A 23,541-nucleotide genomic window follows, 5' to 3' on the forward strand; every position below is an offset into this window, starting at 1 on the left:
GATTGACCAACCGAACCGTGGTTGGCGTCAAGCGGCTCCGCGCTGAAGGAGTACGATACGAACCGTGCGCGCCAGGATAACCAGGTCCATCCAGATGGTTGCGGAGCGAACATAGAGAAGATCGAGCGCGACCCGTTCCTCGTAGGTCGTCTCACTGCGACCGCTGACCTGCCACAGGCCGGTCAGGCCGGGACGAACCGATGTCACCGCTTCGAAGTCCGCGCCGTACTGGCTCACTTCGGAGAGTGTGACGGGTCTCGGACCCACGAGCGACATCTCTCCACGAAGAACGTTGAAGAGTTGAGGCAGCTCATCGAGGCTCGTCCGTCTCAGGAAGTTCCCGAGCGCCGTCACCCGGTGATCGCGGTCGAACTTGTAGTTCGCCTGCCACTCGCTCCGGGCGATGGGGTCGCTCCGCAGGACTTCCTCGAGCATTTCAGCCGAATCCGGATGCATCGTCCGGAACTTGAGGCAGTCGAAGTGAGCGCCCCCTGTTCCGACCCTGCGGTGGGCGTAGATGACGGGACCGCCTTCGGTCAGTCGGATCAGGAACGCGATCAACGCCATCACCGGAGCCAGCAGCACCAGCGCCACGCTGGCGAGAGCCACATCCAATATTCGCTTGGAAACAGATATCTCATAGCGGCCCGCCGGGCGCTGAACCGATGGCGCGCCGGCGGCCCATCCATTCTGGCGGGTTAGATCGATGGTCGTCCCAAGTCGCATGGCAGCAGTCTCGTTCTGAGTCTGACGGGCGTCGTAATCTCGCCATTTTTCAAGCTCTTGAGTGCCATGATTTCGCCACACAGATTAGGCCGCAACGGCGAAACAATCTGTTCGCACTCTCCTAGAGTCAGCGAAAGAAGCGCAGTGCGCCCGCGCATTGATCAGTTCAAGGAACTGTGAAGAGCCGCGTCTGCCGCTCAGCGGGCCCGGTCTGGCGAAGACAGGATTCTTCGCGGGTCTGCGCGCCCAGCGAGTATGTCCCGAATGCCGGCCCAATTGCCCTTCAGCCTGCCGCGCCGGTCGACCCAGGGCTCCGGACGAAGTGCCTTCAGGTGGTTCGCGACGACGTTCCGAACGACGAGCTGCGATGCAAAGCCAGCCGACAGCGTCCCCTTGCGCCACAGGTAGTAGGGATTGACCACCTGGCTGTAGCCCAAGAGGCTTCCCTTCGTCTCGCGGCCGCTCTTGGTTCCGAGGTGGACACCGGTGAATGTCTCGACTTCGACGCGCCGCCCCGCCAGCTGAGCGGCGAAGTCCACGTCTTCCTGCCAGCCGTAGACCGGGAGGGCCTCGTCGAAGCGCAGCCCTCTCATCGCCTCGGCGCGATAGGCCATGTTGCATCCATAGAGACCGAAGGTGTTACGGCATGTCCGGTCCACCATCTCATCGGTCAATGCGAAGTCGGCGTCCCAGGCCGACAGCATGTGACGCGCTTGCTCTGGCGTCAGACCGGGCCCCACGATGCCGTCTGCAATCAGCCGTCCCGTGATACCGTCGACATCCGGGTGCCGCTCGAACGAGCGCACCAGCCCCTCCAGGGCAAAGCGAGACGGAAAGAAGTCATCGTCGTAGAAGACGACGTAATCGATGTCAGGCGGGAGCCGGTCGATGGCTGCGTTCCGCTGACTGCATATCCCGGGCGGCGCGTGAACCACTTGAGAGTCGATCCGTGGGTCGAGTTCGTCCTCGAGGTCGAAATCGGCATCCGCCCGCTCGGTCACTGACAGGATGAAGGTCGTGGGAAGCAGTGTCTGAACGTTCAGATGAGGGATCATCTCCCGGATGATCTCGGGCCGTCCCTTGGAGACAACGATGACCGCGACACGGGCGGAGACGGCCGGCATGAGCGCTTTCCCTGGGGATGACGGACGAAGCTGGTTATCGAGCCGCCGGCTCGGCAGTCAATGGCCGCCGCGCGGGGACCGAGATTTGCGCCTCGCGTGGATCAATCGCCCCAGAGGTGGCCGATTGTCCACTTAGCCCGGCGTCGAGGATAGAATGTCCTATGCGCCGCCGGTGATTGGCTTAGAGACGTGTTGACCAATCTGCCGATCAAGAGACACGGACAGTCCACAAATGCTCGATGTCTCGCTTCTCAGGCCGCATGACCTTACCACGGAGCACGAGGCCGCCTGGCAAGCCGCCCGCGCGTCGGACCCCCTCTACCGTTCGCCCTTCTTCTCGCTCGGCTTCCTGAAGGCCGTCGCCGCGAACCGGGACGATGTCTGCATTGCCGTGATCTCGTCCGAAGGAGCGCAGTCGAGCTTTCTCCCGTTCCACCGAAGGGGCACCCGCGGTGCCGCCCTCGCGGCGCCGATCTCGGACTACCAGGGACCCATCGGCCTCCTACCCGAGGCGGGGGACCTCCGGGATCTCCTGAAGCAGTGCGGTCTCGACTGCTACGACTACGACCACGCGCTCGCCGATGTGCCCGAGTTGCGACGGCATGCCTTCAGTCTTACCCGCTCACCCCTCATCGACTTGGGAGATGGCTTCGACGCATGGCGCGCAGAACGGCGTCAGGCCGGGAGTGCACTGAAGACGGTCGAGCGCAAGATGCGCCGGATGGCGAAGGACCTCGGTCCCCTGACCTTCGTGGCGAACGACCCGTCTAAAGAGGCCTGGCAGACCTTCCTGTCCTGGAAGCGGGCGGCGCTCGCCGCGATGAATGTGAGCTTCATTCTCGACCGGAACTGGGCGCGGGCGGTGATCGAGACCATACGGAGCACCAACACGGAGAGCTTTGCGGGCCTGTTCTCGACGCTCTACGCCGGGGAACGGCTCGTTGCCGCCCACTTCGGGATGCGGTCGGACAGGGCCTGGCACTGGTGGTTTCCGGCCTACGATCCGGAGCTTTCGTCGTATTCTCCGGGACTTGCGCTTCTCTTTGAATGTGCGCGCCACGGCGCGGACCTGAGGCTGGCGGAACTCGACCTCGGCCGGGGCACGGAGCGCTACAAGCTCGAGTTCTCGAATGCGCACCGCGCGCTTTGCGAGGGGTCCATCGAACGGGCGTGGACGTGGTGCGGCATAACGCGCATCGCGCGGCGGCACCTACATCTGGGGATCAGCGGACGCACCCCCGAGCGATTTGTCGAATTGAATCGACGGGCGATGAACAGGCTTCTTCGGGCCGGAAAACTCTAGACGGTCGCAGGCTCAGCGCGGGTCGCTTCGGCGTAGAGGCGTATGAGATCATCCGTCCAGCTTTCGAGCGTGTTCGACAGGATGCCACCCTCGGTCCGGCATCGCTCGCTCATGGCGCGCGCCGACGCCGCGTCGAGCCGCATGAGATCGCCGATTGCCGCATCTAAGCTCACCGGATCAAAGACGTCGAATGATAGTCCGAACCCACGGCTCTCGACCTCGGCGGCCAGCAGCGCCGTGTCGGAGAGGAGCACGGGCAGACCGCTTTGCACCGCCTCCGGGATCACCAGCGCGAAGGGCTCCGGATGGTGGGACGGCATGACGAGCGCCCGCACATCCGCGGCCAGGGACCCGATCCGCTCAGGCGGCTGCCAGCCGCAGACCTCTACCTCCGGATGCTCCGCCTCGACCCAGGAGCGGAGCGCACCGTCGCCGATGAGCCGAAGCGGCGTGCCCGTCCGTGCAGCCGCTGCCACGAGGTCGACCACGCCTTTGTCCCGCTCGAGACGACCGATGTAGAGCAGGGTCAAGTTCCGCTCTGCCGGGATGCGGGAGCGGCTCAATGGCGTCACCGGGTTGCGGACTGTCCGAAGCAGCGTCTCGGGATACCCGGCCCGGGTGAACTTCGGCGCCACGTCCGGATGGATGGTGATGAGCCCGGCCCAGGGGGCGCGGCGATCGAGGCAACGGAAGAGCGTCGCGTGCCGCGAGACCCGCCAGAGCTTCTGGGCATAGGACCGCTTGTCGCAATTCGTGGCGAGACAGGACGCGCCGAGCGGGACCCGGTCGCAGACCTCCTGGCGCCTGTAGTCCATGTACATACCGTTCGGGCAGGCGAGAAACGTGTCGTGCGCGTGAAAGAACGTCCGTGGCGCCACCGGAGCGAGCGCCCGGAAGATGGATGGCGAGAGGATCTGTGCCCAGCCATGGACGTGGTAGACGACTCCGGGGCCGTCTACGCGTTCGCGCACCCGGTCCAGGAGGGCCTTCGTCGCCGGATCGTAGACCCCGCGCGTGAGAGCCTCGGCCTTGGGCCGGCGAAGGAGGTCGGCTCCTCCCGCCGCTTCGATCTCGACGCCCATCGCGCGCAATTCGTCGTTCTGGCCGCTGTCGCCACAAACCAGGGTGACCGGTATCCCCCGGGCCCGGAACTGGTGGATCGAAAGCAGGGCCAGGGCCGCCGCGCCCCCGTTCGCGATACTGTGGTCGCTGATGACCACCACGCGATCAGGGTACGGTCGCGGTGTCGCTTGAGGAGCGTTCACTGGTTCGCCTCGACCTGAATGCGAAGCCGGGCGTGATCGAGGTCCGGTTCGACATTCGGTCCCACCACGATCTCGAGCAAGTCCTCTGCGGACAGATCGAGACTCGGCAGAGTTAGAAGCTCGTCATCCTGAACCTTGATCCGTCTCAGGGATCGGCCGTTCAGGGTGACCTCCAGGTCCAGACCATCGGTGCTGGACGCATCCGGCGCGATGTTGACCGAAAGTTCGACACGCTCGGCGACGGGCGAGCGGTATCGGTAGACGATCGACAGAGGCCGGTCCGCGCCCCAGGCCGAGGGAGAGGCCCAGTCCGCGCCGACCCGGACTTCGCCATCTTCCGGGATGCCGAGGTACGGGGTCCAGGGGACGCCTCCCCGCTCCTGGCCCGGCCGGACTTCCAGCGGCTGGTCCTGCGCATCGCGCCGAACGACCACCGAAAGGCCCTCGCCCTCCGAGCGATAGGGATAGGGATAGGCGAACTGGTCATAGGTGTCCGCGCGCATCCGCTGGGGGCCGAGATGCACGGTCTCGCCCAGCCGGACCGGCCCGGTGTCCGAAATGAGAACCAGCGGTTCGGTGCGTGACAGCTCCAGCTGCCCATTGATCGGGCTTCCGGTCGCGGAAGCGGCGCGGATGCCCTCGCCCAGCTCGACCTCCCGGGGGGCGCCCCAGATCACCAGGGTGTTCGGTCCGAACTGGCAGGCATAGGTGAACGCGTCCGGAGCGACATCCTCGACGGGGCGGCCCTCCATCCTGTCCCGGATATGCGCATAGGCGAGCCCCGTCTCGGTTGCCTCGCCGGTCTCCTCGATGAGGGCGATCAGCCCGTCGCCGCGCGGCGTGAAGGGGTACCAGACCGCCCGCGAGACCCCGGAAAGCGCCATCTGGCAGTACATGCGCAGGAGGTATCCCGGTGCGGCCGCCGCGTCGGTCGTCCCGAACTCGGTGATCTCGATGGGCATGGTGGCGAGTTCTGGCAACCGCCGCATCTCTGCGACCTGGCGCGCGAACTGCTCCGGCTCGGTGGTGTAGGGATGTAGGACGAAGGCATCCATGTGCTTGTGCCCGCCCTCGGCCACCACGGCCTCGATCCAGGCCAGCGGGATCGAATGCGCCGCACCGCCGAGGATCCGAACATCAGGGTTCACGTCGAGGACCGCGCGGCGTGTCACCTCAAGGAGCCGCACATAGAGCCGCGCCCGCTCTTCGAGGCTCTCAGGCCAGCCTTCCTCCTCGGGAAAACCGACGGAGTTGTACTCGTTCCCCACCTCGACGCTGTGGATGAAGGGAAATCTCTCCACGATCCGGGCATGATAGCGCGCGAAGGCCGCCTGCCCTTCCGGCGTCCGCGGCGTACGGCCGTCCTCCCAGTTGGGATGGCCGGTGTAACCGAGAAGAACCAGCCCGAAGCCGCGGTTCGACAACATGGAGGGATAGGCTTCGCGCATCGAGCCGAACTTCAGCTCGCCGTTCGCCTGCTCCACGTGATTCCAGATCACCTCGTCGCGGAACTCGGTGATGCCGATTTCGGCGCCTCCATCCAGGGCCTCTGGCTGCCAGTTCTGGCCGAAGTTGGAGCTGGCACCGAGCACCGGGCCGGTGGCGCCCTCAAGCGCCATCACCGGCGTGGTGAATAGGAGTAGCGCCGTGAATGCTCCCGTGATCCGCATCACCGCAGGTCCACATGCCGCCAGGCACGACCCCGGTCGAGAACCCGTGCACGTGTCTCGGCCAGATCCCGGGACCTGCGCGCGCTCTCCGACGTCTCGGCGCTGCGCGAGAGTCCGACGGCGAGCCCCGCCAGAATGAAGAAGATCGTACCGAGATTGGGCGTCGCCGCCGTGGGCATCGCGACGAGGACCTGCGCGAGGCAGGCGAGTTGCAGGGCGCCGATCACCTTGTTCCGCCGCTCGTCTCCGGTGGCCCTCGGCGCGGTCCCGAGCGTGTAGAGGAAGGCGAGGTAGAACCCGGTCCCGATCACCCCGATGCTGCCGAGACAGGAGACCAGCCAGTTGGAGGCCCGGACGCTGCCGAGCCCGGCACCGATCATCCAGGTATCCGCGAAATTGCGCAGTGCCTGCACGTTCCAGCTCATGCGTTCGACGCCGGAATCGCTCTCGAGTTTGTTCAGCAGCGTGTCGTCGAAGAACTCCTTGACCGTGGGCACGGTCTGGTAGCCGAGCACAGCTGCCACCAGAAGGAACCAGCCGAAGGCCAGGCCGCCGACGAGAAAGGCGGCGGTCCGGCGAGAGAGGCCGCGCCGAGCGGCATGGATCACCCACCCCGTACCGTAGAGCGCGAGCAGGGCCGCAAGTGCGACGTAGGCGCCGGAGGAGGTCGACCGCAGGGTCGAGATCGCGGCCATCGCCAGCATCGCCGTCGCCAGCGCCGACCGTTTCGAGACCATCCAGTAGTGCAGCCAGAACGCCATGAGGACGAGCGAGATCGCTCCGTAGGAGGAGGCCTCGGGCGTTCCGCCGACCATGCGCTTCATACCGGCCAGCGTCGCGGTCATGGCGATGTCGTAGTTGGCGGTCCGGATCGGCTCCATCAGGACTTCCAGCCCGACGGCGGCCGTCATCACGTCGAGCCATCCGAGGACGAAGTTTACGACGGTCGCTGCGGCTAGGGCCTTCAGGACCGCCCCCTCGTCCGGGCGCGCCCGGTAGAGCGTCGCCATGGCGAGAAAACAGGCCGCCGAGAGCAGCAGATAGACCGTCTGAGTGACGTTGCCCGACGAGGGCCGCAGAGGGATCGTGACGATCCCGTCCTCGTTGACTGCCCGCGAAAGGCTGAAGATTTCGGTCTGCCCTTCAAAGACCCGCGGGAAGAAGGCCGACGCGAGGACGCCGTAGAGCACGACGAGGAGCAGCCAGAAGCCTGGCTGAAACGGGCGGAGCGTGCCGACCATGCGGTCGATCCCCCCGCGCTGCAGGGCGGTCACCAGCAATATGGCCAGGATGGTGAACTCCAGCATCCCCACGGTGGCCCCGCCCAGCGCCGGCAGGTTGAACGCGGCGGCAGCGCCGAACGGAGCGAGTGCGACGAAGATCCAAAGACCCCGGTACGGGCCGACAGCGAAGAGACCGGCCACGGCCAGCAATGCGAGAAATGTACTGGGGACGACTTCCATCGGTCACTCCGGATGCGCCGGGCTTCAGCAATGACATACCCTTCGGCGATCGAGAGAGAAGCGCTTCTTGAGGCTTCGGCGCCTCGTAGGACGAATCGTGATTCCGCTCGGATGAGGCCGGGGCAGATTTCCCAGCAAAGACAGCTGGTTCAACAACATGCGGGGACAGCACCCACTGTTTCGGCAGACTCACCCAATCCAGACAGCGGACCCATTTTGGAAACAGTGCCGCCCTGTAGAGGCGCATTGTACCGATGGACGGTCGGAGAATCCGGCGATTCGGTGGCCATCGTTGACAGTGGCCGGGCTTTCACCGCCCAAATGTGTTCGAAGGGTGGCGAGTTGGCGGCCAGGTTAGGCAGATTTTGCGGCAGGGGCACGGTCTCGTGTCGGTTCTCGCCGAACCGCTCCCCGTTCGCCGGATACGATTGGCTGATCGGTCGGAGGCTCCGACCGGCGGCGGCGGAGTCATTGGACGATGAACCAGCGATTGACCGGAGCGGACGCCCTCAGGCTGTCCTCGGCGCGTGTGTCGCCCCGGCGTGTGCCTGACCCGGATTCCATCGACCTCCGGGCCCTGGGCCGGCTGTTTCTCAGCCGCTGGAAAACGCTTCTTGGGGTCTCCCTTCTTGCGGCGCTCGTGGTCTATGGCCTGCTGACGCTATCAGCGCCGGTCTACAGTGCCACGGCCAAGGTCCTGATCGACCCGCGCCGAACCGAGGTCCTCTCCGGATCGGACATCATCTCGACGCGGGAGCCGTCGCAGCAGGTCATCAACAGCGAGATCGCGATCCTGACCTCGAACGTCCTGATCGAGGAGGTGATCAACACGGTCGGCCCCGAGCGGATTGCCACGCTTTCCTCCGCGCCGCCCGAAGCGGCCGATACGCTGGCGATGGAGCAGCTCGTCTGGACAGTCCGCGAGAACCTCTCGGTTTGGTCGGAGGCCGACAGCTTCGTCATCGTGGTGTCTTTCACGGCCACGGACCCGGAATTGGCCGCGGAGGTCACCAACACGCTCGTCGACACGTACATCGCCCGGCAGATCGAAACTCGCAGGATGTCGCTTGGGCAGGCCGCGGTCTGGCTGGAGGAGCAGCTCGAGATCCTCGAAGACCGCATCGCCCAGAACGAGGAAACGATCTCGGTCATGCAGACCGAGAGCCTGCTGAACAACGGCAGCACGCTGGAGAACGCGACCCAGCAGATCACGACGCTCAACAACCAGCTCGTCGCCGCCCGCGCGGAGCGCGTGACCGCCGAGGCCCAGGTCCAGCAGCTCAACGAGCTGCTGGAGAAGAGTGGCCTTGAAGAAGCCTCCTCGCAGATATCGAGCCCAACTCTCGAAACACTGAGGGCGCGGGCCCGGCAGCTTCGCCAGCAGGATGCCGTCTGGGCCGAAAGCGTCGAGCCCGACCACCCCCGCCGCGCCGCGATCCTTGCCGACCTCGAACAGGTTCAGGCGGAAATCGGCGCCGAGGTCAGGAATGTCATCGCGATCCGCCGCGGTGAATACGACGTCGCCCGGATGCGCGAGCAGAGCCTCGAGGAGACCGTCGGGCGGATGGAGGAACGCATCGTGCAGATCTCGCGCGGCGACATCGATCTGCGCCAGCTCGAGCGCGAAACCGAAGCGGCGCGGCGCACACACGAAGCGATGCTCACCCGCCTGACGGAGACCCGCACGCAGGAGCGGGTCCAGAGCGCCGAGGCGACTCTCGTCGAACGCGCGACCGTCCCCGCCGGCCCTTCGGCGCCGCGGCCCAAGCTGATGGGCGCCGTCGCGGGGGCTTCGGCCTTCGCCATCTGCGTCGTCGCTCTGTTCTTCGGCGAGATGACGGTCACGACCTTCCGCACGGCGCGGGAACTCGAGGCCGAAACCGGGTTGCCGGTCCTGGCGAGCCTGCCCCTGGTGCCGGGCCGCCAGCGCAAGAACGCGTTCTCCCGGTTCGGCGCAGACCCCTATTCGGGTTACGCGGAACGCATCCGCCACCTGCGGACCATGCTCCTGATGCGGGACGAGACGGTGATCTCCACAAGCGTCTCGGTCCTCTCCTCCGTCGCGGCAGAGGGCAAGACGACGACCGCCCTGGCGCTTGCCGACATGGCCGTCCGGGCGCAGCGGTCCGCGATCGTCGTTGATTGCGACATGCGCCGGACGTCCCTTCAGGAGAACTACCACTGGGCAATGCAGCACGACTTCGCCGGCTATCTCCGGGGCACCTGCAGCCTTTCGCAGGCCATCCATAGCCCCGAGGAACTCGCCTTCGACGTCCTGACCTCGAACCGGCCGCATCCGGACCTTGCCGACGAACTGTCTTCGCTCTGGCTCCAGCCGGTGATCGAGCAGCTCAAGGAAAGCTACGACCTCGTCATCATCGACGGCCCGCCCCTGCTCGCCGTGTCGGATGCCGCGATTATCGCGAAGGCGGCCGACAAGCGGATCTATATCGTTGAGCACGAGCGCACGACGCGGAACGAAGTGCGTGACGGGCTGGCCATACTCGCCGATTTCCAGCTGCCGGTCGACGGCATGGTCCTCAACAAGGTCTCAGGCCGAGATGCCGCGGAATACCGCTATGGTTGACGTTCCGACGGCTCATAGTCCCGTTTCGCTTCTCAAGCGGCAACTGGCGGCCCACGACCCCGGCGCCGAGGAGTTCTTCACCCCGAGCCTCAATCGCCGGACGAAACCGAAAGTCGCGCTCGTCCACTACTGGCTTGTCGGAATGCGCGGCGGTGAGAAGGTCCTCGAGGCGCTCTGCCGGATGTTCCCCGAGGCCGACATTTTCACCCACGTCTACGATCCGGCGAAGGTCAGCGAGACGATCCGGCGGCACAACGTCCGCACGACCTCGATCGCCCGCCTGCCGATGGCGCGGAAGCTCTACACGAAGTACGTCTCCCGGATGCCGCGGGCCCTCGAAGAGCTCGACCTCTCCGGCTACGACCTCGTCCTGTCCTCGGAGTCCGGGCCGGCGAAAGGCGTCATCGCGCCGCCGGAGTCGCTGCACCTCTCCTATGTTCACTCGCCGATGCGGTACATCTGGGACCACTACGGCGTCTATCGCAGCACCGCCGGCCCCGTGACGCGGGCCATGATGGGCAGGCTCTCGCCAGAGCTCAGGATGTGGGACGTCGTCAGCGCGACCCGCGTCGACGGCTTCGCCGCGAACTCCAGCTTCGTTCGCCAGCGGATCCAGAAGTACTGGCGCCGACCGAGCCGCGTCATCCATCCGCCGGTCAACGTGAACGCCTTCGCTCCCGATCCCTCGACGGAACTGGGCAGCTTCTACCTGCTCGCGGGCGAGTTGACCGCGTACAAGCGCCCCGATCTCGCCATCGAGGCCTTCACCAGGCTCGGCAAACCGCTCGTCGTGATCGGCGGCCCCGACAAGGCCGGCCGCGCATTGGCCAGGAAGGCCGGGCGGAACGTGCGCTTCCTCGGGCGAGTGTCGGACGACAAGCTGCGCCGTTACTTCGCGGCGTGCCGGGCACTGATCTTCCCGGGCGAAGAGGACTTCGGGATCCTGCCGGTCGAGGTCATGGCCTCGGGACGCCCGGTGATCGCCTATGGCAAGGGCGGTGCGCTGGACACCGTTATCGACGGCGAAACCGGCATGCACTTCCACGAACAGACGGTCGATGCGCTCGTCGACGCCGTCACCCGGTTCGAGGAGGCCGGGCTGGACCGGATCGATCCGGCGCGGCTCATCGCCCATGCGCAGAGCTTCGACGAGGCGACCTTCGTCGAGAAGATGACCGACATGCTGTCGGACTACGGCATGCCCGACGTCGTGGCACCGGCCTTTCAGGGCGCATTGGCGCGCCCGTCGAGACGTGCATGATGTCCGCCCGGCACCTGTCGTCCGCCTAGTCGGAGAGCGGCCATGAAACAGTCTCTCGCCTCGCCCTTCGCCGTGGGTGTCGCTTCCCGTGTGGGCGGGCAGATCTGCGCCTTCGTCCTGATCCTGATCGCCTCGCGTTCGCTGGGGCTCGCCGAGTTCGGGGCCTACGCGATCGCCTCGGCGGTATCGGTGATCTTCATCACGCTGGTCTATACCGGCATCTACCACATCCTGCTTCGAAGCGAGGACATAGAGCGGGACCGGGACACGTTCTTCCTGCTGCAATTCGGCGTCGGGCTGGTCGGTACGAGCATAATGGCGGGGGGCGCCTTCGTTTTCGGCGATCTCGGCGAGCGCGGGACGGCCTTCGCCCTGCTCGCGCTCTCTCCCATCCCGACCCTGGCCTGCGTCAGTGCCTGGCTCGAGTCGCTCCTGGTCCGCGACGGCCGAGTCAGGACAACCTCCATCTGCGTCCTGCTCTCCGAACTCCTCGGCCTCGGCACCGCCATCTGGCTGTTCCGACAGGGCCACGGGATCGAGGCGCTGATCGCATCGCGGTTCGCCTCCATGGCCTTCATCATCACCGTCTATGCCGGGCTCGTCCGGCAAATGCCGCGGCTTCGCCTACGGCGGGCCACGGCACGGCATTCGGTCAGGGAGGCCTGGCCGCTCTGGGGGTCGGTCTCCCTCGCGATGCTCTCGAACTACGGCGCGGACCTCATTCTGGGGGCGTTTCTCAACACCGCTGCCGTCGGCGCCTACCGCGCCGGCTCGCGCATCGCCAATACCGCGGCAGACGTCGTGATCCAGCCTCTCGGGGTCATCAGCTGGGCACGCTTCGCGCGGCTCGAGACGAAAGGCGCGCCGGACCTGATCCGCGAGGCCTGGAAAGAGAACATGGCCCTCGGCTTCGCCCTGGTGGCGCCGGCGATGATCTCGCTCTGCTTCCTCGCTCCGGGCCTCGTGTCGATCCTGCTGGACCCGTCATGGGCAGCCGCCTCAGGCGTCGTGACCATCCTGGCAATGGCCCGCGCCACTGCGGCCGTCACCTTCCTGCTTGAGCCGACCCTGACCTGCCTTGGTAGGGTCCGACTGCAGTTCTTCATACGGCTCGGGGACGCGACGCTTCTGATCGCGCTGCTGCTGACCATCGGCCGGACCAGCGCCGAAAGCGCGGCCGTCGCCATTCTCGTGAAGGATTTGCTGCTGATGGCCGTGGCGCTCACTGCGATGATGCGCGTGGCCCGACTGGACTTCTCCGATCTCTTGGAAGCCACGGCTCCGGGGTTCGGCCTGACCCTCGCCTGCCTCGCGATCCTCCTCGGAGCTTCAGTCTTCCCCTCCGCCCACACTCCGTCGCTCGCCTTCGCGCTGACGGTAGCGGCGCTGGTCGTGACCTGGCTTCTCTCGGTCACGGTCCTGCTGCGGCGGCAGGTTCTGGTCCTTCCCCGGCCATGAGCCTCTACCGCCGGCGCACGTCGAAGATGACCCGGTCGCCGAGGACGTCGATATGGTGGCAGCCGATCAGGTCCTGCTGCCCTTCCGTCGTCAGATGCCTCACGCATCGCTCGCGGTAGGCGGTGGGAGACAGTTCCTCGATCTCGTTGATGTTGAGCCCGAAGCCGTAGGTGCCATGGGAGTTGTCCTGGCTCGGTCGGTAGAGCCGGCCCTCGTGGCGCACGATGCGCCCAGCTCCCCTAGCCCGACGTGAGCCGACCACGACAGGATTGAGCGGGTGAGGCGTCAGATCCTTGAGGTCCGGCCCGTCGGCGCGAAAAATGTGCAGCTCGCTACCGAAGTCGTCGAAGCTGTCGCGGCAGATGTTGGTGAAGAGCCAGACACCGTCCTCCTCGCAGAGCAGCGTGCTGTCTGCACAGGCAAGGCCCTCGAGCGCGGTGGCATGCAACTCCCACTCAAGCGGGAAGCGGGTGCACCTCCAGACCTCGAGGCGCTCGGCCGAGCCCGTCTCGGGGAGCATGAAGATCTCGCCGTGGCACCGGAAGACGAAGGGATAGGACAGGTGACGGCCGGTCTTCAGGGCCGGACCGAGCACGGTGAGCCCCGCCTCGTCAAGGCGACCGACAACGATATGTCCGAGCCCTGTCGAATAGACGAATTCTTCAAAGAAGGCGTAGACGTGGCCTTCGTGCTCCAGAAGGAAGGGGTCGGCCCAATACTGGCCGGCCGGGGCATCGAACTCCTGCGCGGCGCCGATCTCGAAGTCGAGGGGGCCGCCCCTCGCGAGGCGAAGGCAGAAGCGGCGGGGACGCCAGCCCAGGCGCGCCGCCACTGCGTTGAACGCCCGGCGGCCGATGTTGCGAGTGACGCTCGAAAGGTGGCGGGGCACCATCGTCGCCTTGGCGGGTCCGGTTGCTGGGCTCGAAGCGGCATCGGGGTCAAGCGGCAGTCCGGCCGCCGCACGAGCCAGCACGTGCTCGACGAGTTGCGCTGTCTTCTCCCTCAGGAAATCCTGGTTCCGGGCAGCGAGAAATTTCACGTCGTAAGATGCCTGGGCGATCAGCGCCCAGGCACCGTCCGAGGCGTCGAGCTTCCAGACCTCGGCGATCGAAGCAGGCCCGCCGGTCATCGGCTCGGAGAGGCCGGCATGGCGGCTCGTCGAGGACACGCGCCAGACCCCGTGCAACGATCTGTCGGCAATTTCACGGATGTCCTCCGAGTGGGACAGATCGATCACGACGTCGAAGGTTTCGTCGGGGGATAGGTCCGAGAGGCCGCAGACGGGAACCGAGGACTTCTTGGCCTCGAAAGACGGGGCGGCATGAACGCGAGGTTTCGCCAGGGTCCGACGCTCGGCCGCAAGGACCATCCGCACGGGCCAGGGCACCGTCACAGTGTCACCGCTTGATGCCTCGATCAGCCGGACAAGATCGAACCGGCGGTCCCCGCACAGGATTTCCAGCATCGGGAGCGCGCCGCCGTTCGGTTCGGACGTATCAGGCAGCACGACGCCCACGCGCAGAGCATCTCCCGGTGGCGGGGAGGCAGCCCCCGGAGCGTCTTGTTCAGCCATCTTTCTCCAGACGCTTGGTTGGCATCGTCAGGGTCGAGGTCCATTGAAGGGACCCGTCAACCGGGAGGCAACGAAAAACCGGCACGGAGCCAGCAAATCCAGTCAATGAACAGAAGGTCGTGAACGATCGGACGCGGAACGGCCATCCCCTGCGGACCGTTGGCCAGAACCTATAAACCTGTCCGGATACGCTCGAATGACCCGCCTGCCCCTCGCCCTCGTTTGCCTCTGCGCAGCCCTGCCTCCCGCCCAAGCCCAGCAGGAGCCCGGAGGCGACTGGCTGCGAGAGCTGTCGCTCGACCTCGTCAACGAAGCGAGGACAGAGGAAGGCCTGTCGGAACTGACGCTCGACGACGCCCTCGTCTCCGCCGCTCAGGGCCACGCGCAGAACATGCTTGCAGAGGATTTCTATGCTCACGTCGCGCCCGACGGCGAAACTCCGCGCGACCGCATTCTCGACGCGGGCGGCAATCCCTGGGCGCTGACCGGTGAGAACATCGCCCGCTGCGTCGGGTGCGAGACACCGCCGGATGCCGAGCGGGTCGAAGCCTTCCAGGACGGTTGGATGGACAGCCCCGAGCATCGCGAAAACATCCTCTCCCCCGGGTTCGAGAGCTATGGCTTCGCACTCGCCTCTGGAGACGGGAAGACTTACGCGGTCCAGACTTTCGCCGGGCCGGGCAGCGCGACGGGAGACGGTCTGTCGGACAACGCCGCCGAAGACTTCGCTCTGGAGACGGTCAACGAGGCCCGAACGGCCGATGGGCTCGCTCCGCTCGAGTCGAGCCAGCCCCTTTCACAGGCGGCCCGGCAGGCGCTCGAGTCTCGCCTCGAGGAAGGCGCACTGCCGCAAGACCTCTTCACATTGCTGCCGGTCGACGCCGAGGGATGGACGACTCTCTCGCTCCGCTCCGCGAGCCTCGGTGGCTCCGGGAGTGCGGTGACGGAAGAAGACATCGAGTCGATCGTCGAGTCCTGGCGGTCTGGCGCGACCGAGGCGCCCTTCGGCGGCCCGGCGGCGACGCACTTCGGTTTCGCGACGTCCGTGCAGGGCAGCGGCCGCCTCTCGGCCGTGGCAGCCTTCGGCGGTCGCGACCAGAGCCGATAGGCGATCCAGTCCGTTCCGACGGATGGACACAGGGAACGGCGTGGTGTCTTTGGCTGCATACGGAACGAGGGACACCGTGCAGCTATTCGCCCTTACCGCTCTCACAATGTGTGCCTTCGCAGCGAACTCTGTGCTCAATCGGCTCGCCGTGGCCGATGGCAGCATCGGTGCGTTGGAGTTCGCGGCCGTGCGGGTCGCCGCGGGAGCCCTGGCCCTGGGCATCATCGTGCTGCTGCGCCGACGAGGATGGCGATCCTCGACGCCATTTGCCTCGGCGGTAGCCCTCACGGGCTACATGCTCGGCTTCTCGCTCGCCTACCTGTCGATCGGGGCGGGCGCAGGGGCCCTGATCCTTTTCGGCACCGTGCAGATCACGATGTTCGTCGCCGCCCTCCGGGCCGGCGAAGACATCCCGACAGGGCGATGGGTGGGCACCGCACTTGCCTTCCTGGGACTCGTCGTCCTGGTGGGGCGTATCGATCCGACCTTCGGCCAGGTCCTCGCCATCATCTCCATGGCGGCAGCAGGCCTTGGCTGGGGAATCTACTCGCTGCTCGGGCGAGCGGAAGCCGACCCGCTCGGCGCAACCACGGTCGCCTTCGTCCTGGCCCTGCCGGTCGTCGCCGTCGCTGCTCTGGCGTCGGGGTCGGGCGCCTTCTCGGCCCGCGGCCTGGTCCTTGCGTCCCTGTCCGGCGCCCTCACCTCGGGTCTCGGCTACGCGCTTTGGTACGCGATCCTGCCCCGTCTCCAAAGAACATCGGCCGCTCTCGCTCAGTTGAGCGTGCCGGTACTCGCCGCCCTCGGCGGAGTGACGTTCATAGGGGAGCCGGTCACGCTTCATCTGACGCTCGCGACGATCCTGGTCGTTGGAGGCGTGACGCTCGGTATCAAGTCCGGCAAGGCGCGTGCCCGCCGTTGAAGCAAATCCCGCCTTCGGGTCCGGATTGAATCGAAAACACCGACCGGGCCCGCGAACATCGGCCGGATTGTCCGCGAATCGGAGTACCATTTCCGAACAATCGTCCAAGGACTGCCGCGGATGCCCGACTCCGACCGCTCGAAACCGGCCGATGTCTGCCTGATCCTCGAAGGGAGCTATCCCTTCGTGCATGGTGGTGTCTCGACCTGGACGCAGGACCTAATCGCGGGTCTGCCGGACCTGAGCTTCGAAGTCCTGGCCATCGAGTCCGGAGCGCGTCGGCGCAAACCGAAATATACCTTCCCGCCGAACGTCGTCGGCTTCTCGACGATCAGCATCGACGGAACCCGCCGCCCCGGTTCGCGGCCACCTCGCGGGGCTGCATCCGCGGGCCTGGATGCCGGCACGCTAGCCAAGACGTTCCTCGGCGGGGATCTGTCGGCATTCGCCAGGTTCGTTCAGGCTCTTTCGCCACCGGGCGCCGCCGAGCGTGTGCTGGACCGGCATGCACAGTGGACGCTGGCGCGGGACATGGTCGACGTCTTCACGCCCGGCGCCTCCTTCCTGCAGTTCTTCTACACCTGGAGCACCGTTTTCACCGGCCTGGTGCAATGCGTGTCCGCCCCCCTGCCCCGAGCCCGCTGCTACCACGCCATCACGACCGGCTTCGCGGGGCTCGTCGCGGCCCGGGCTCGCCTCCAGCAAGACGCCCGGATCATCCTGACGGAGCACGGCATCTACACCAACGAGCGCCGGATCGACCTGATGCTCTCGTCGGACCTCCACGAGAGCTTTCTGGACATGGACGAGGACAGCCAGGCGCGGCGCGATATCCGCGACCTGCTGATCGAGGTCTTCGAGAGCTTTGCCCGGCTCTGCTACGCCTCCTGCGACGATATCGTCGCCTTGAGCGGGATAGGCCAGCGAGAGCAGCGACTGTTGGGCGCGGATCCGGCAAGGACGCTCGTCATTCCGAACGGGATCGACCCCGACAGGTTCGCGACGGTCCGAAGAAAAGACCCCGGCCAACGGGTCGCCTTCATCGGGCGCGTCGTGCCGATCAAGGACGTGGAGACCTTCATCCGGGCGGCCGGGCTCGTTCGCGAGCGTCTCCCGGATGTCGAAGCGCTCGTCGTGGGGCCGACGGACGAAGATCCGGCTTACCACCGGCGCTGCGTGGCCCTGACGCGGGACCTCGGGCTGTCGGATTGCGTGACCTTCACCGGGCGCCGCAAGATCGAGGAGATCTTTGCCGAGGTCGATGTGGTCGTCCTGACAAGCCTAAGTGAATCCCAGCCGCTGATCCTCCTCGAGGCCGGGGCGGCGGGCCTTCCATGCGTCTCGACCGACGTCGGTGCGGCCCGCGAGATGCTCGAGGGCGCGGCGCGCGAGATACCACCACTCGGGCCAGGCGGCATCGTTACCGGACTGCTGGACCCGGTGCAGACGGCCGATGCGATCTGCCGGCTGCTCGAGGACCCGGATCTTGCGCGTCGTTTCGGCGAGACCCAGAGACAGCGCGTCGGGACCTACTATCGGCAGATAGACACCCTCGACACCTACCGGGGCCTCTATTCCTCTGGGGTGAGGAGCGCACACTTCCGGGAGCTTGCATGGCCGGCATAGGGGTACGTCTCGACGAGCTGGCACTGACCGGTGGGCTGAGCGGCCGGATGAGCGTCTATGTCACCGGCGCCGTGCTCACGAGCGGACAGTGGCTGTTGGCGATCATCGGGATCGGCGTTCTCGGGGTGATCGCGAACCTGGTGACCGAACGAGAGGTGGTCACCGACTTCAGACTGGTGATCGTCTATGTCTTCGCCACAGCCGGGATACTGACGGGGACGTTCAGCATGGCGACCGTGCGGCAAATCTCCAACGAGCTCTACCTCGAGCGGCCGGAGGAGATCCCCGGGATCGTCTTCGGGCTGCTCTGCACGGTGTCTCTGGCAAGCGTTCCAATCGGAATAGCCCTGTTCGCCGGCTTGGCCCAAATCGACGGGCGAATGCTGCCTGCGGCGGTGATCGCGCTCGTCGCGCTAAGTCAGCTCTGGGTGTTGGCACTTGTGACGACGGCACTGGCCGAGGTGCGGACCGTGATCCTGTCCTACCTGGCCGGAACCATAGTTAGCGTGGCTCTCGCCTATCAGGCCGCCCGGACCGGTCAGGCATCGGAGATGGTCCTCGGCTACACCGCGGGGGTCGTGCTGACGGTGGTGCTCCAGATTTCCGTCTTCTTCCGGGCCTTTCCCTTTTCGGCTCCGCCGATAGCAGACTGCCTGAGAACCATCCGCGAGGGCGTCGCGGACTACCTGCCGCTCGCGCTCGGCGGCCTGTTCGCGGCCGCAGCGATCTGGGCGGACAATATCGTGCTCTGGTATTCCCGCTTCGGTGTCACCGCTCCGGTCGGACTGCGCTACGCTCCGAACTTCGACGCGGCCAAGTTCTACGGCCTGCTCTGTCTCGTGCCCGGCTTCACTGCGATCGTCTTCTTCGAGGCCCGCATCTTCGTGGGCCTGCGCCGCCACCTGGCGCGGATCATGGCGCACGCGACCCTGGCGGAAATCGACCTCCAGGAAGGCTCGTTGCGGGAGCGCATCGTCCACTCCCTGCGGCGTCTGGTTCTGACCCAGGCCGCCGTCGCTCTCCTCGTCATACTCTTAGCTCCAGGTCTCGCGTCGGCGGGCCTCCTGGCGCACCGGTCGGTCCCGATCATGCAGATGACGGCCATCGGCACCGTCTTTCACATCCTGCTCGCGGTCTGCGGCATGGTGCTGCTGTACCTCGATGCCCAGCGCGGCTTCTGTGCCGTCCAACTCGCGTTCCTGGTGTGCGTCCTCGCGGCCAGCCTCATGCCGCTTGTGCTCGGACCTCGGTACCTAGGCGTCGCCTATCCCCTCGGGGCCGCCTTCGCCGGCTCGTTCGCCCTCCGGATTACGCTATCGACACTCGACCGCCTCAACGAGCGCCTGTTCACCCCCCGCAGGACGTGAAGTCGGGAGACCGAAAGCGCTCAGACACTCCCAGCGGAACAGGCTCGGACAACCGGGAGAGGTCTCTCGATCCGTAGCTCAGAAGATACCCCCGTTTCGCGGCGCGCTCGCGGACGACCGACCTCTGCGAGGGTGTCTCGAGATACTCGATCAGAAAGACTGGAAGCCCGGCAGAGCGTGCGGCATCCAACCGCTCTAGCGACCAGTTGACCATGCCGGGCTCGTTCACCGTGCCGTCCTGCTCCACGCCGAAGTACAGGTCTTCCTTCAGCAGGCCGTCCACGGACGACAGGAACTTCGGGAAGCTCACGAGCCCCTCCGCGTTGTTCGGAATGACAAGGAACCCGGGGGACCTTCGGTGGGCGACATCGGCGAGTTCGGCAAGCAGATCGACCATCTCGGCCGGCGCGCTGGGACGCTGTGCCTGCCGCAGTTCGAAGGTATCCGAGCCATCGACCATTACGCCGTCGAAGCCCGCGTCGATGATGCGGTTGAGGAAAGCGTCGGGCCCCCGGAGAATGATGTTGCGCCATTCCGGGTCCCAGTAGCGGACGTAGAAGTGCTTGGGCCAATTGGGGTTCGGACCGAGGATCCAGGCAGGCGGACGCGTGTTCCACGCCTCCTGCCAGTAGGATCGGTAGGTCTCGATCTCCCCTACGTTGATGTAGGCAAGGACAAGACGGCGACCGCCGTCGGGCCGGGTCTGCATCCGCCTGACGTCACGCGGCGAGTAGGCGCCTTCATCCGTTCCGGTCTTGGAATAGTCGATGATGACGAGGTCTGCGGCCGACTGAGCGACCTCGTCCGGATCAGCACCTTGAAGGCCGATCGACCAACTATTCATCTCGGGGTAGCAGGAACCGGCTGGGGCCACGTTCGAAGCCTCCGTCATGCTGCAAGCGGCGCACAGCAGGCCCACTGCAAGCCTCGCGGGGAGGAGGAGTTGCTTCACTCGCTGCCAGGATACCTGCATCGTCCGCCTCATTTTACGCTACGTCAACAATAACGAGGGGGCGGCTCATTTCCAGATGTTCCTGCCGTCGGCGATCTCCGAGGCGAAGAAATTCTCAACGGTCGCCCGCATCGCCCGCTCCGGCGATCCGGCGTCCCAGCGCGCCACGCGGGCGTCGGCTTGCGTGCCCTGCCCTGCCTCGATCAGCAGGCTCGCCAGCGTGACGCGCCCCTGACGGTCGGTCAGCTGTCCCGCGTCGTCGAGGTCGGCAAGCCGAACCAGCGCGGCCCTCGTCTCTCCCGCCGCCAACTCGAGCCAGGCGAGCCGCAGGGCGAGGTCCGCGTCCAGGGAGCCAGCCTCGGCCAGCCGGGCGAGGTAGGCCCGTTCGTCCTCGTAGCGCCCTGCGCGCCGCAGAAGACTCGCCACCTCCTGTCGTTGGTATGCGGAATGTGTCACAACATCCTGCCGCAGTTGCAGGTCGAGCCATGTCTCGGGCGCTCCCGTGGCATGGGCGAAGGCGATGCGGTGACTGTCGACGAGAGCGGACGCTGGCAGAGCTTCGAGCGCGGTGGCGGCGCCTGTGATGTCCCCCATCGCCGCCGCGAGCTGATAGTCGAGAAAGTTACGGCGATGTGTCGGTGGCCCCTCAGCCGGTTCGGACCTCGCGGACAGGATTGCGGCCTCGATGTCATCATCCAGCAAGAGCAGCTCGGCATAACCCTGCCGTGACGGAACGGCGACAAGAGCCGCTCCCGCTCCGAACGCTGCGAGCCCGATGACCAAGACGGCTTTCCACATCACTCTTCTCCCGCCGGGCATGTGGCAAGGATCCGGACCGGCTCGATAGCCTTGATGGGCAGCTCGAACGTAATCTCGCCACCCTGGACCGCCACCGTGCCCGTCCAGAGCGTCCGACCATTACGGGTAGCGAGAAGGGAAAGGCTCTCCCACGGGACGTTCGTCCAGGTCATTTCTCCGTCGCCGAAGCCCTCCGCAGTCAGTTCGAACCCGCAGTCGTGCCGCTGGAGTCCGCGAACCTGCCAACTTGCTTGTTCCAGCATGACCAGCCCGTCGACCGGCTGCTCCGACAGCGCGACCAATGCGGTCGGCACCTCGGCATCGAGCGCGATATAAAGGGAGCCGTTGATCTGCCGTGCACCGAGGACGCCGCGGCTCCGAGCCAGGTCCGGAACAAGGTCGTCGGCGCCGTCGAACCGGACCGTTTGCAGCCGGCCCCGGTCGGAGACCTGCCAGAGGTTCTCCTCCAACGGTTCGACACGAACCCTGAAGAAATCATTGGCGATCGCGGCGTACTCGGACGCACGGATGGCGATGTAGTCTCCGGATCGCGCCTCTTCGAGCAGGGTCCGGAGCGCGGCGAGCCCCGCCCGGCGCTCGGCGCTGTAGGTGTGGTAGTAGAGGTTGTAGGGCTTGAGCCGTCGCGGAAATTCCGTCCTGCGTACGGTGTCGAGCAGCTGGAGCTGACCGAAATGGTCGCGCTGCCAGAGATCGGTATAGGCGGCTTCATTGGAGTTCGGCGCGTAGATCTGACGCTCTTGCCCGACGGTGCGCGCGAGCGGTGAAAGATTGGTGATCGAGGGATGCCAGGCGTCGAACCGACTGTCTCCGCCATTCATGTTCAGAACGCCCGCCTCCCGGGCCATACGCAAGGCGGCCTCGAACGGCCTCGCGTCCCCCGTCCAGAGAAAGAGCTTGGCCGGTTTGCCAGGGGGCGCGAGGCTCGTGGCGACGTCCAGGGCGCCCTTGATTTCGAGTTCAAGGTCAAAGGGGACGTGGCTGAATGCCCGCGGCGCATGCGGGTCCAGTTCCAGGCAATCGGCCATCTGGTCAGCCGACGCCGTACCGGCCAACCAGCTTCGTGTCAGTGCGCCGACGCCTTCGGACGGGGTATGGCGCGCGCCCTCTTGAAAGGTCGGCACCGGGTCCGGCGGGTCAGGGACATCGTCGAACTGCTCCCACTTGAAGGGATGGGTGTAGCCGTGCGCAGCCACCTCGACGTGATCGAGCTGGAAGATCTGGCGCGCGAGCGTCTCGGCCTCGTCATCCGAGGTGCAGGCGGGGTCCACGTCGCCGCCGACGAGGCCGATCGATACGGGCAGGTCTGAAAACGGAAGCAGGATTTCGGTCAGGAGGACTTCGGCCGACAGCCTCGGGCGGCCGTCCTCCGATGGCACGCGCGACAGGTTGTTCCAGCCGTCCCCGTCGACGTGGCTGAAAAAGATCCGCCTCCCGGAGACCGTCGTCGTATCCGGGATCGGCCGAAGCGGCAGGTCGAACGCGGCTTCGAGGACGGCGAACGGATCGATGAACCAGGCGGAGAACCAGACGGAAGCCTCGGTTTCTGGCACCACACGCTGCTCGTAACCGGAAGCGACGAAGCTGCCCGAGGGACCGACGAAGGCGACCGTGCTGGTCCGATCTCCACGGGACAGGGTAAGAAGCGGGATCACCTCGCCTTCTGTCTCGATGATCGGATAAGGCGGCAGGGTCGGATCGAGACCTGTTTCGAAATTGCTCCACTCCGAGTGAGCCTCGGCGACCAGCGTCGTATGTGTCGCGTCCACATAGCCATGATAGCGACCACCCAGCATACGCAGCATCTCTTCTGCTCCAGCCTCACCTCCCAAATCTGCACCCTGCTCACTGAAGACCGCGAAGCGCCGGCCCGACTCCATCTCGCGCCGCACCCAGGCGCTGTAGGCTTCCGGGTTCGGGACGGCTTCGTCGAACCAGGTCGCCACGTACCGGATACCCCCCGGTGCGAAAGGCTCCGGGAGGCCGGTGGCCACGTCATGGTAGACAAGCTGAAGTCCAAGGTGATTGGCCGGAAATTCGAGAAACTCGTGGATCGCCGTTTCGTCCGGCGCCGCAGAAAATCGGCCGTCATATAGGGCCAGAACGCGGCGCAGCGGATCCGGCGGGGTCTCGGCGGCGGCACAATTATAAATTGAAATCCACGCAAGGCTTATCACCCAGGGGGTGAAACGTAAAAGGCCGCGCGCTTCCGACATTGGACATACCGATAATTTTCAGCTGTCAGATTACCTTTCCGCCCTATCCCCTGACAACGAAAATGAGAGTCCATCTTGGCGCAGTTCCCGCCGCGTGCAAAAATCGG

Annotated in this window: 17 protein-coding genes; 8 read left to right on the top strand and 9 right to left on the bottom strand. The window is 65.8% G+C overall.

All coding sequences use genetic code 11. The features are described 5' to 3' along the window. Positions 1-27 precede the first annotated feature (27 nt). Positions 28-726: a sugar transferase gene (locus F3S47_RS09275; protein ID WP_150444955.1), complete on the bottom strand. Its 699-nt coding sequence runs from the start codon at positions 724-726 to the stop codon at positions 28-30. Between the two features lie 197 nt (positions 727-923). Continuing rightward, complete coding sequence (locus tag F3S47_RS09280; protein WP_150444956.1) at positions 924-1,850, bottom strand: glycosyltransferase family 2 protein; 927 nt, start codon at positions 1,848-1,850, stop codon at positions 924-926. Positions 1,851-2,082: 232 nt separating this feature from the next. On the opposite strand from F3S47_RS09280, the gene F3S47_RS09285 reads away from it, so the two are divergent. Beyond that, complete coding sequence (locus F3S47_RS09285; RefSeq protein ID WP_150444957.1) at positions 2,083-3,153, top strand: GNAT family N-acetyltransferase; 1,071 nt, start codon at positions 2,083-2,085, stop codon at positions 3,151-3,153. Here the strand turns inward: F3S47_RS09285 and F3S47_RS09290 are convergent. Genes F3S47_RS09290 through F3S47_RS09300 form a run of 3 tightly spaced genes read right to left on the bottom strand, consistent with a single transcriptional unit; the run spans position 3,150 to position 7,551 of the window. Then, positions 3,150-4,373, bottom strand: coding sequence for a glycosyltransferase family 4 protein (locus F3S47_RS09290; protein WP_150444958.1), 1,224 nt, complete (start codon positions 4,371-4,373; stop codon positions 3,150-3,152). The genes F3S47_RS09285 and F3S47_RS09290 overlap by 4 nt on opposite strands. A gap of 41 nt (positions 4,374-4,414) precedes the next feature. Beyond that, the gene (locus F3S47_RS09295) at positions 4,415-6,088 is read right to left on the bottom strand and encodes a hypothetical protein (RefSeq protein ID WP_150444959.1); all 1,674 of its coding nucleotides are present in this window, start codon (positions 6,086-6,088) and stop codon (positions 4,415-4,417) included. Then, complete coding sequence (locus F3S47_RS09300) at positions 6,088-7,551, bottom strand: hypothetical protein (RefSeq protein ID WP_150444960.1); 1,464 nt, start codon at positions 7,549-7,551, stop codon at positions 6,088-6,090. Before F3S47_RS09300 ends, F3S47_RS09295 begins: the two co-directional genes overlap by 1 nt. Before the next feature lie 478 nt (positions 7,552-8,029). On the opposite strand from F3S47_RS09300, the gene F3S47_RS09305 reads away from it, so the two are divergent. Genes F3S47_RS09305 through F3S47_RS09315 form a run of 3 tightly spaced genes read left to right on the top strand, consistent with a single transcriptional unit; the run spans position 8,030 to position 12,857 of the window. Next, the gene (locus F3S47_RS09305; protein ID WP_150444961.1) at positions 8,030-10,138 is read left to right on the top strand and encodes a GumC family protein; all 2,109 of its coding nucleotides are present in this window, start codon (positions 8,030-8,032) and stop codon (positions 10,136-10,138) included. Next, a complete protein-coding gene (locus tag F3S47_RS09310; protein ID WP_150444962.1) occupies positions 10,131-11,399 on the top strand; it encodes a glycosyltransferase in 1,269 nt (422 codons plus the stop codon). Before F3S47_RS09305 ends, F3S47_RS09310 begins: the two co-directional genes overlap by 8 nt. Positions 11,400-11,441: 42 nt before the next feature. Then, positions 11,442-12,857 (top strand): oligosaccharide flippase family protein, encoded by a 1,416-nt coding sequence (locus F3S47_RS09315; protein WP_150444963.1) that lies wholly within the window; start codon positions 11,442-11,444, stop codon positions 12,855-12,857. A gap of 4 nt (positions 12,858-12,861) precedes the next feature. Here F3S47_RS09315 and F3S47_RS09320 read toward each other — a convergent pair whose 3' ends face one another. After that, positions 12,862-14,430: a glucosamine inositolphosphorylceramide transferase family protein gene (locus F3S47_RS09320; RefSeq protein WP_150444964.1), complete on the bottom strand. Its 1,569-nt coding sequence runs from the start codon at positions 14,428-14,430 to the stop codon at positions 12,862-12,864. A gap of 196 nt (positions 14,431-14,626) precedes the next feature. On the opposite strand from F3S47_RS09320, the gene F3S47_RS09325 reads away from it, so the two are divergent. The 4 genes from F3S47_RS09325 to pelG all read left to right on the top strand — a co-directional run bounded on the left by F3S47_RS09325 (position 14,627) and on the right by pelG (position 19,450). After that, positions 14,627-15,538 carry a CAP domain-containing protein gene (locus F3S47_RS09325; protein WP_150444965.1) on the top strand — a complete coding sequence of 304 codons (912 nt, stop codon included), beginning with the start codon at positions 14,627-14,629 and terminating at the stop codon, positions 15,536-15,538. Between the two features lie 76 nt (positions 15,539-15,614). Next, positions 15,615-16,457, top strand: coding sequence for a DMT family transporter (locus F3S47_RS09330; RefSeq protein WP_223877768.1), 843 nt, complete (start codon positions 15,615-15,617; stop codon positions 16,455-16,457). Positions 16,458-16,577: 120 nt separating this feature from the next. Beyond that, positions 16,578-18,083: a GT4 family glycosyltransferase PelF gene (pelF, locus tag F3S47_RS09335; protein WP_150444967.1), complete on the top strand. Its 1,506-nt coding sequence runs from the start codon at positions 16,578-16,580 to the stop codon at positions 18,081-18,083. Next, positions 18,071-19,450: an exopolysaccharide Pel transporter PelG gene (gene pelG / locus F3S47_RS09340; protein ID WP_150444968.1), complete on the top strand. Its 1,380-nt coding sequence runs from the start codon at positions 18,071-18,073 to the stop codon at positions 19,448-19,450. The genes pelF and pelG overlap by 13 nt, the downstream gene beginning before the upstream one ends. Here the strand turns inward: pelG and F3S47_RS09345 are convergent. The 3 genes from F3S47_RS09345 to F3S47_RS09355 form a co-directional block, all read right to left on the bottom strand. After that, positions 19,431-20,324 (bottom strand): MJ1477/TM1410 family putative glycoside hydrolase, encoded by an 894-nt coding sequence (locus F3S47_RS09345; protein ID WP_191090125.1) that lies wholly within the window; start codon positions 20,322-20,324, stop codon positions 19,431-19,433. The genes pelG and F3S47_RS09345 overlap by 20 nt on opposite strands. Before the next feature lie 144 nt (positions 20,325-20,468). Beyond that, positions 20,469-21,200 (bottom strand): hypothetical protein, encoded by a 732-nt coding sequence (locus F3S47_RS09350; RefSeq protein WP_150444970.1) that lies wholly within the window; start codon positions 21,198-21,200, stop codon positions 20,469-20,471. Then, the gene (locus F3S47_RS09355; RefSeq protein WP_150444971.1) at positions 21,200-23,434 is read right to left on the bottom strand and encodes a polysaccharide deacetylase family protein; all 2,235 of its coding nucleotides are present in this window, start codon (positions 23,432-23,434) and stop codon (positions 21,200-21,202) included. Before F3S47_RS09355 ends, F3S47_RS09350 begins: the two co-directional genes overlap by 1 nt. Positions 23,435-23,541 lie beyond the last annotated feature (107 nt).

The organism is Histidinibacterium aquaticum (genome assembly GCF_008710275.1).
GTDB classification, from domain to species: Bacteria; Pseudomonadota; Alphaproteobacteria; order Rhodobacterales; family Rhodobacteraceae; genus Oceanicola; species Oceanicola aquaticus.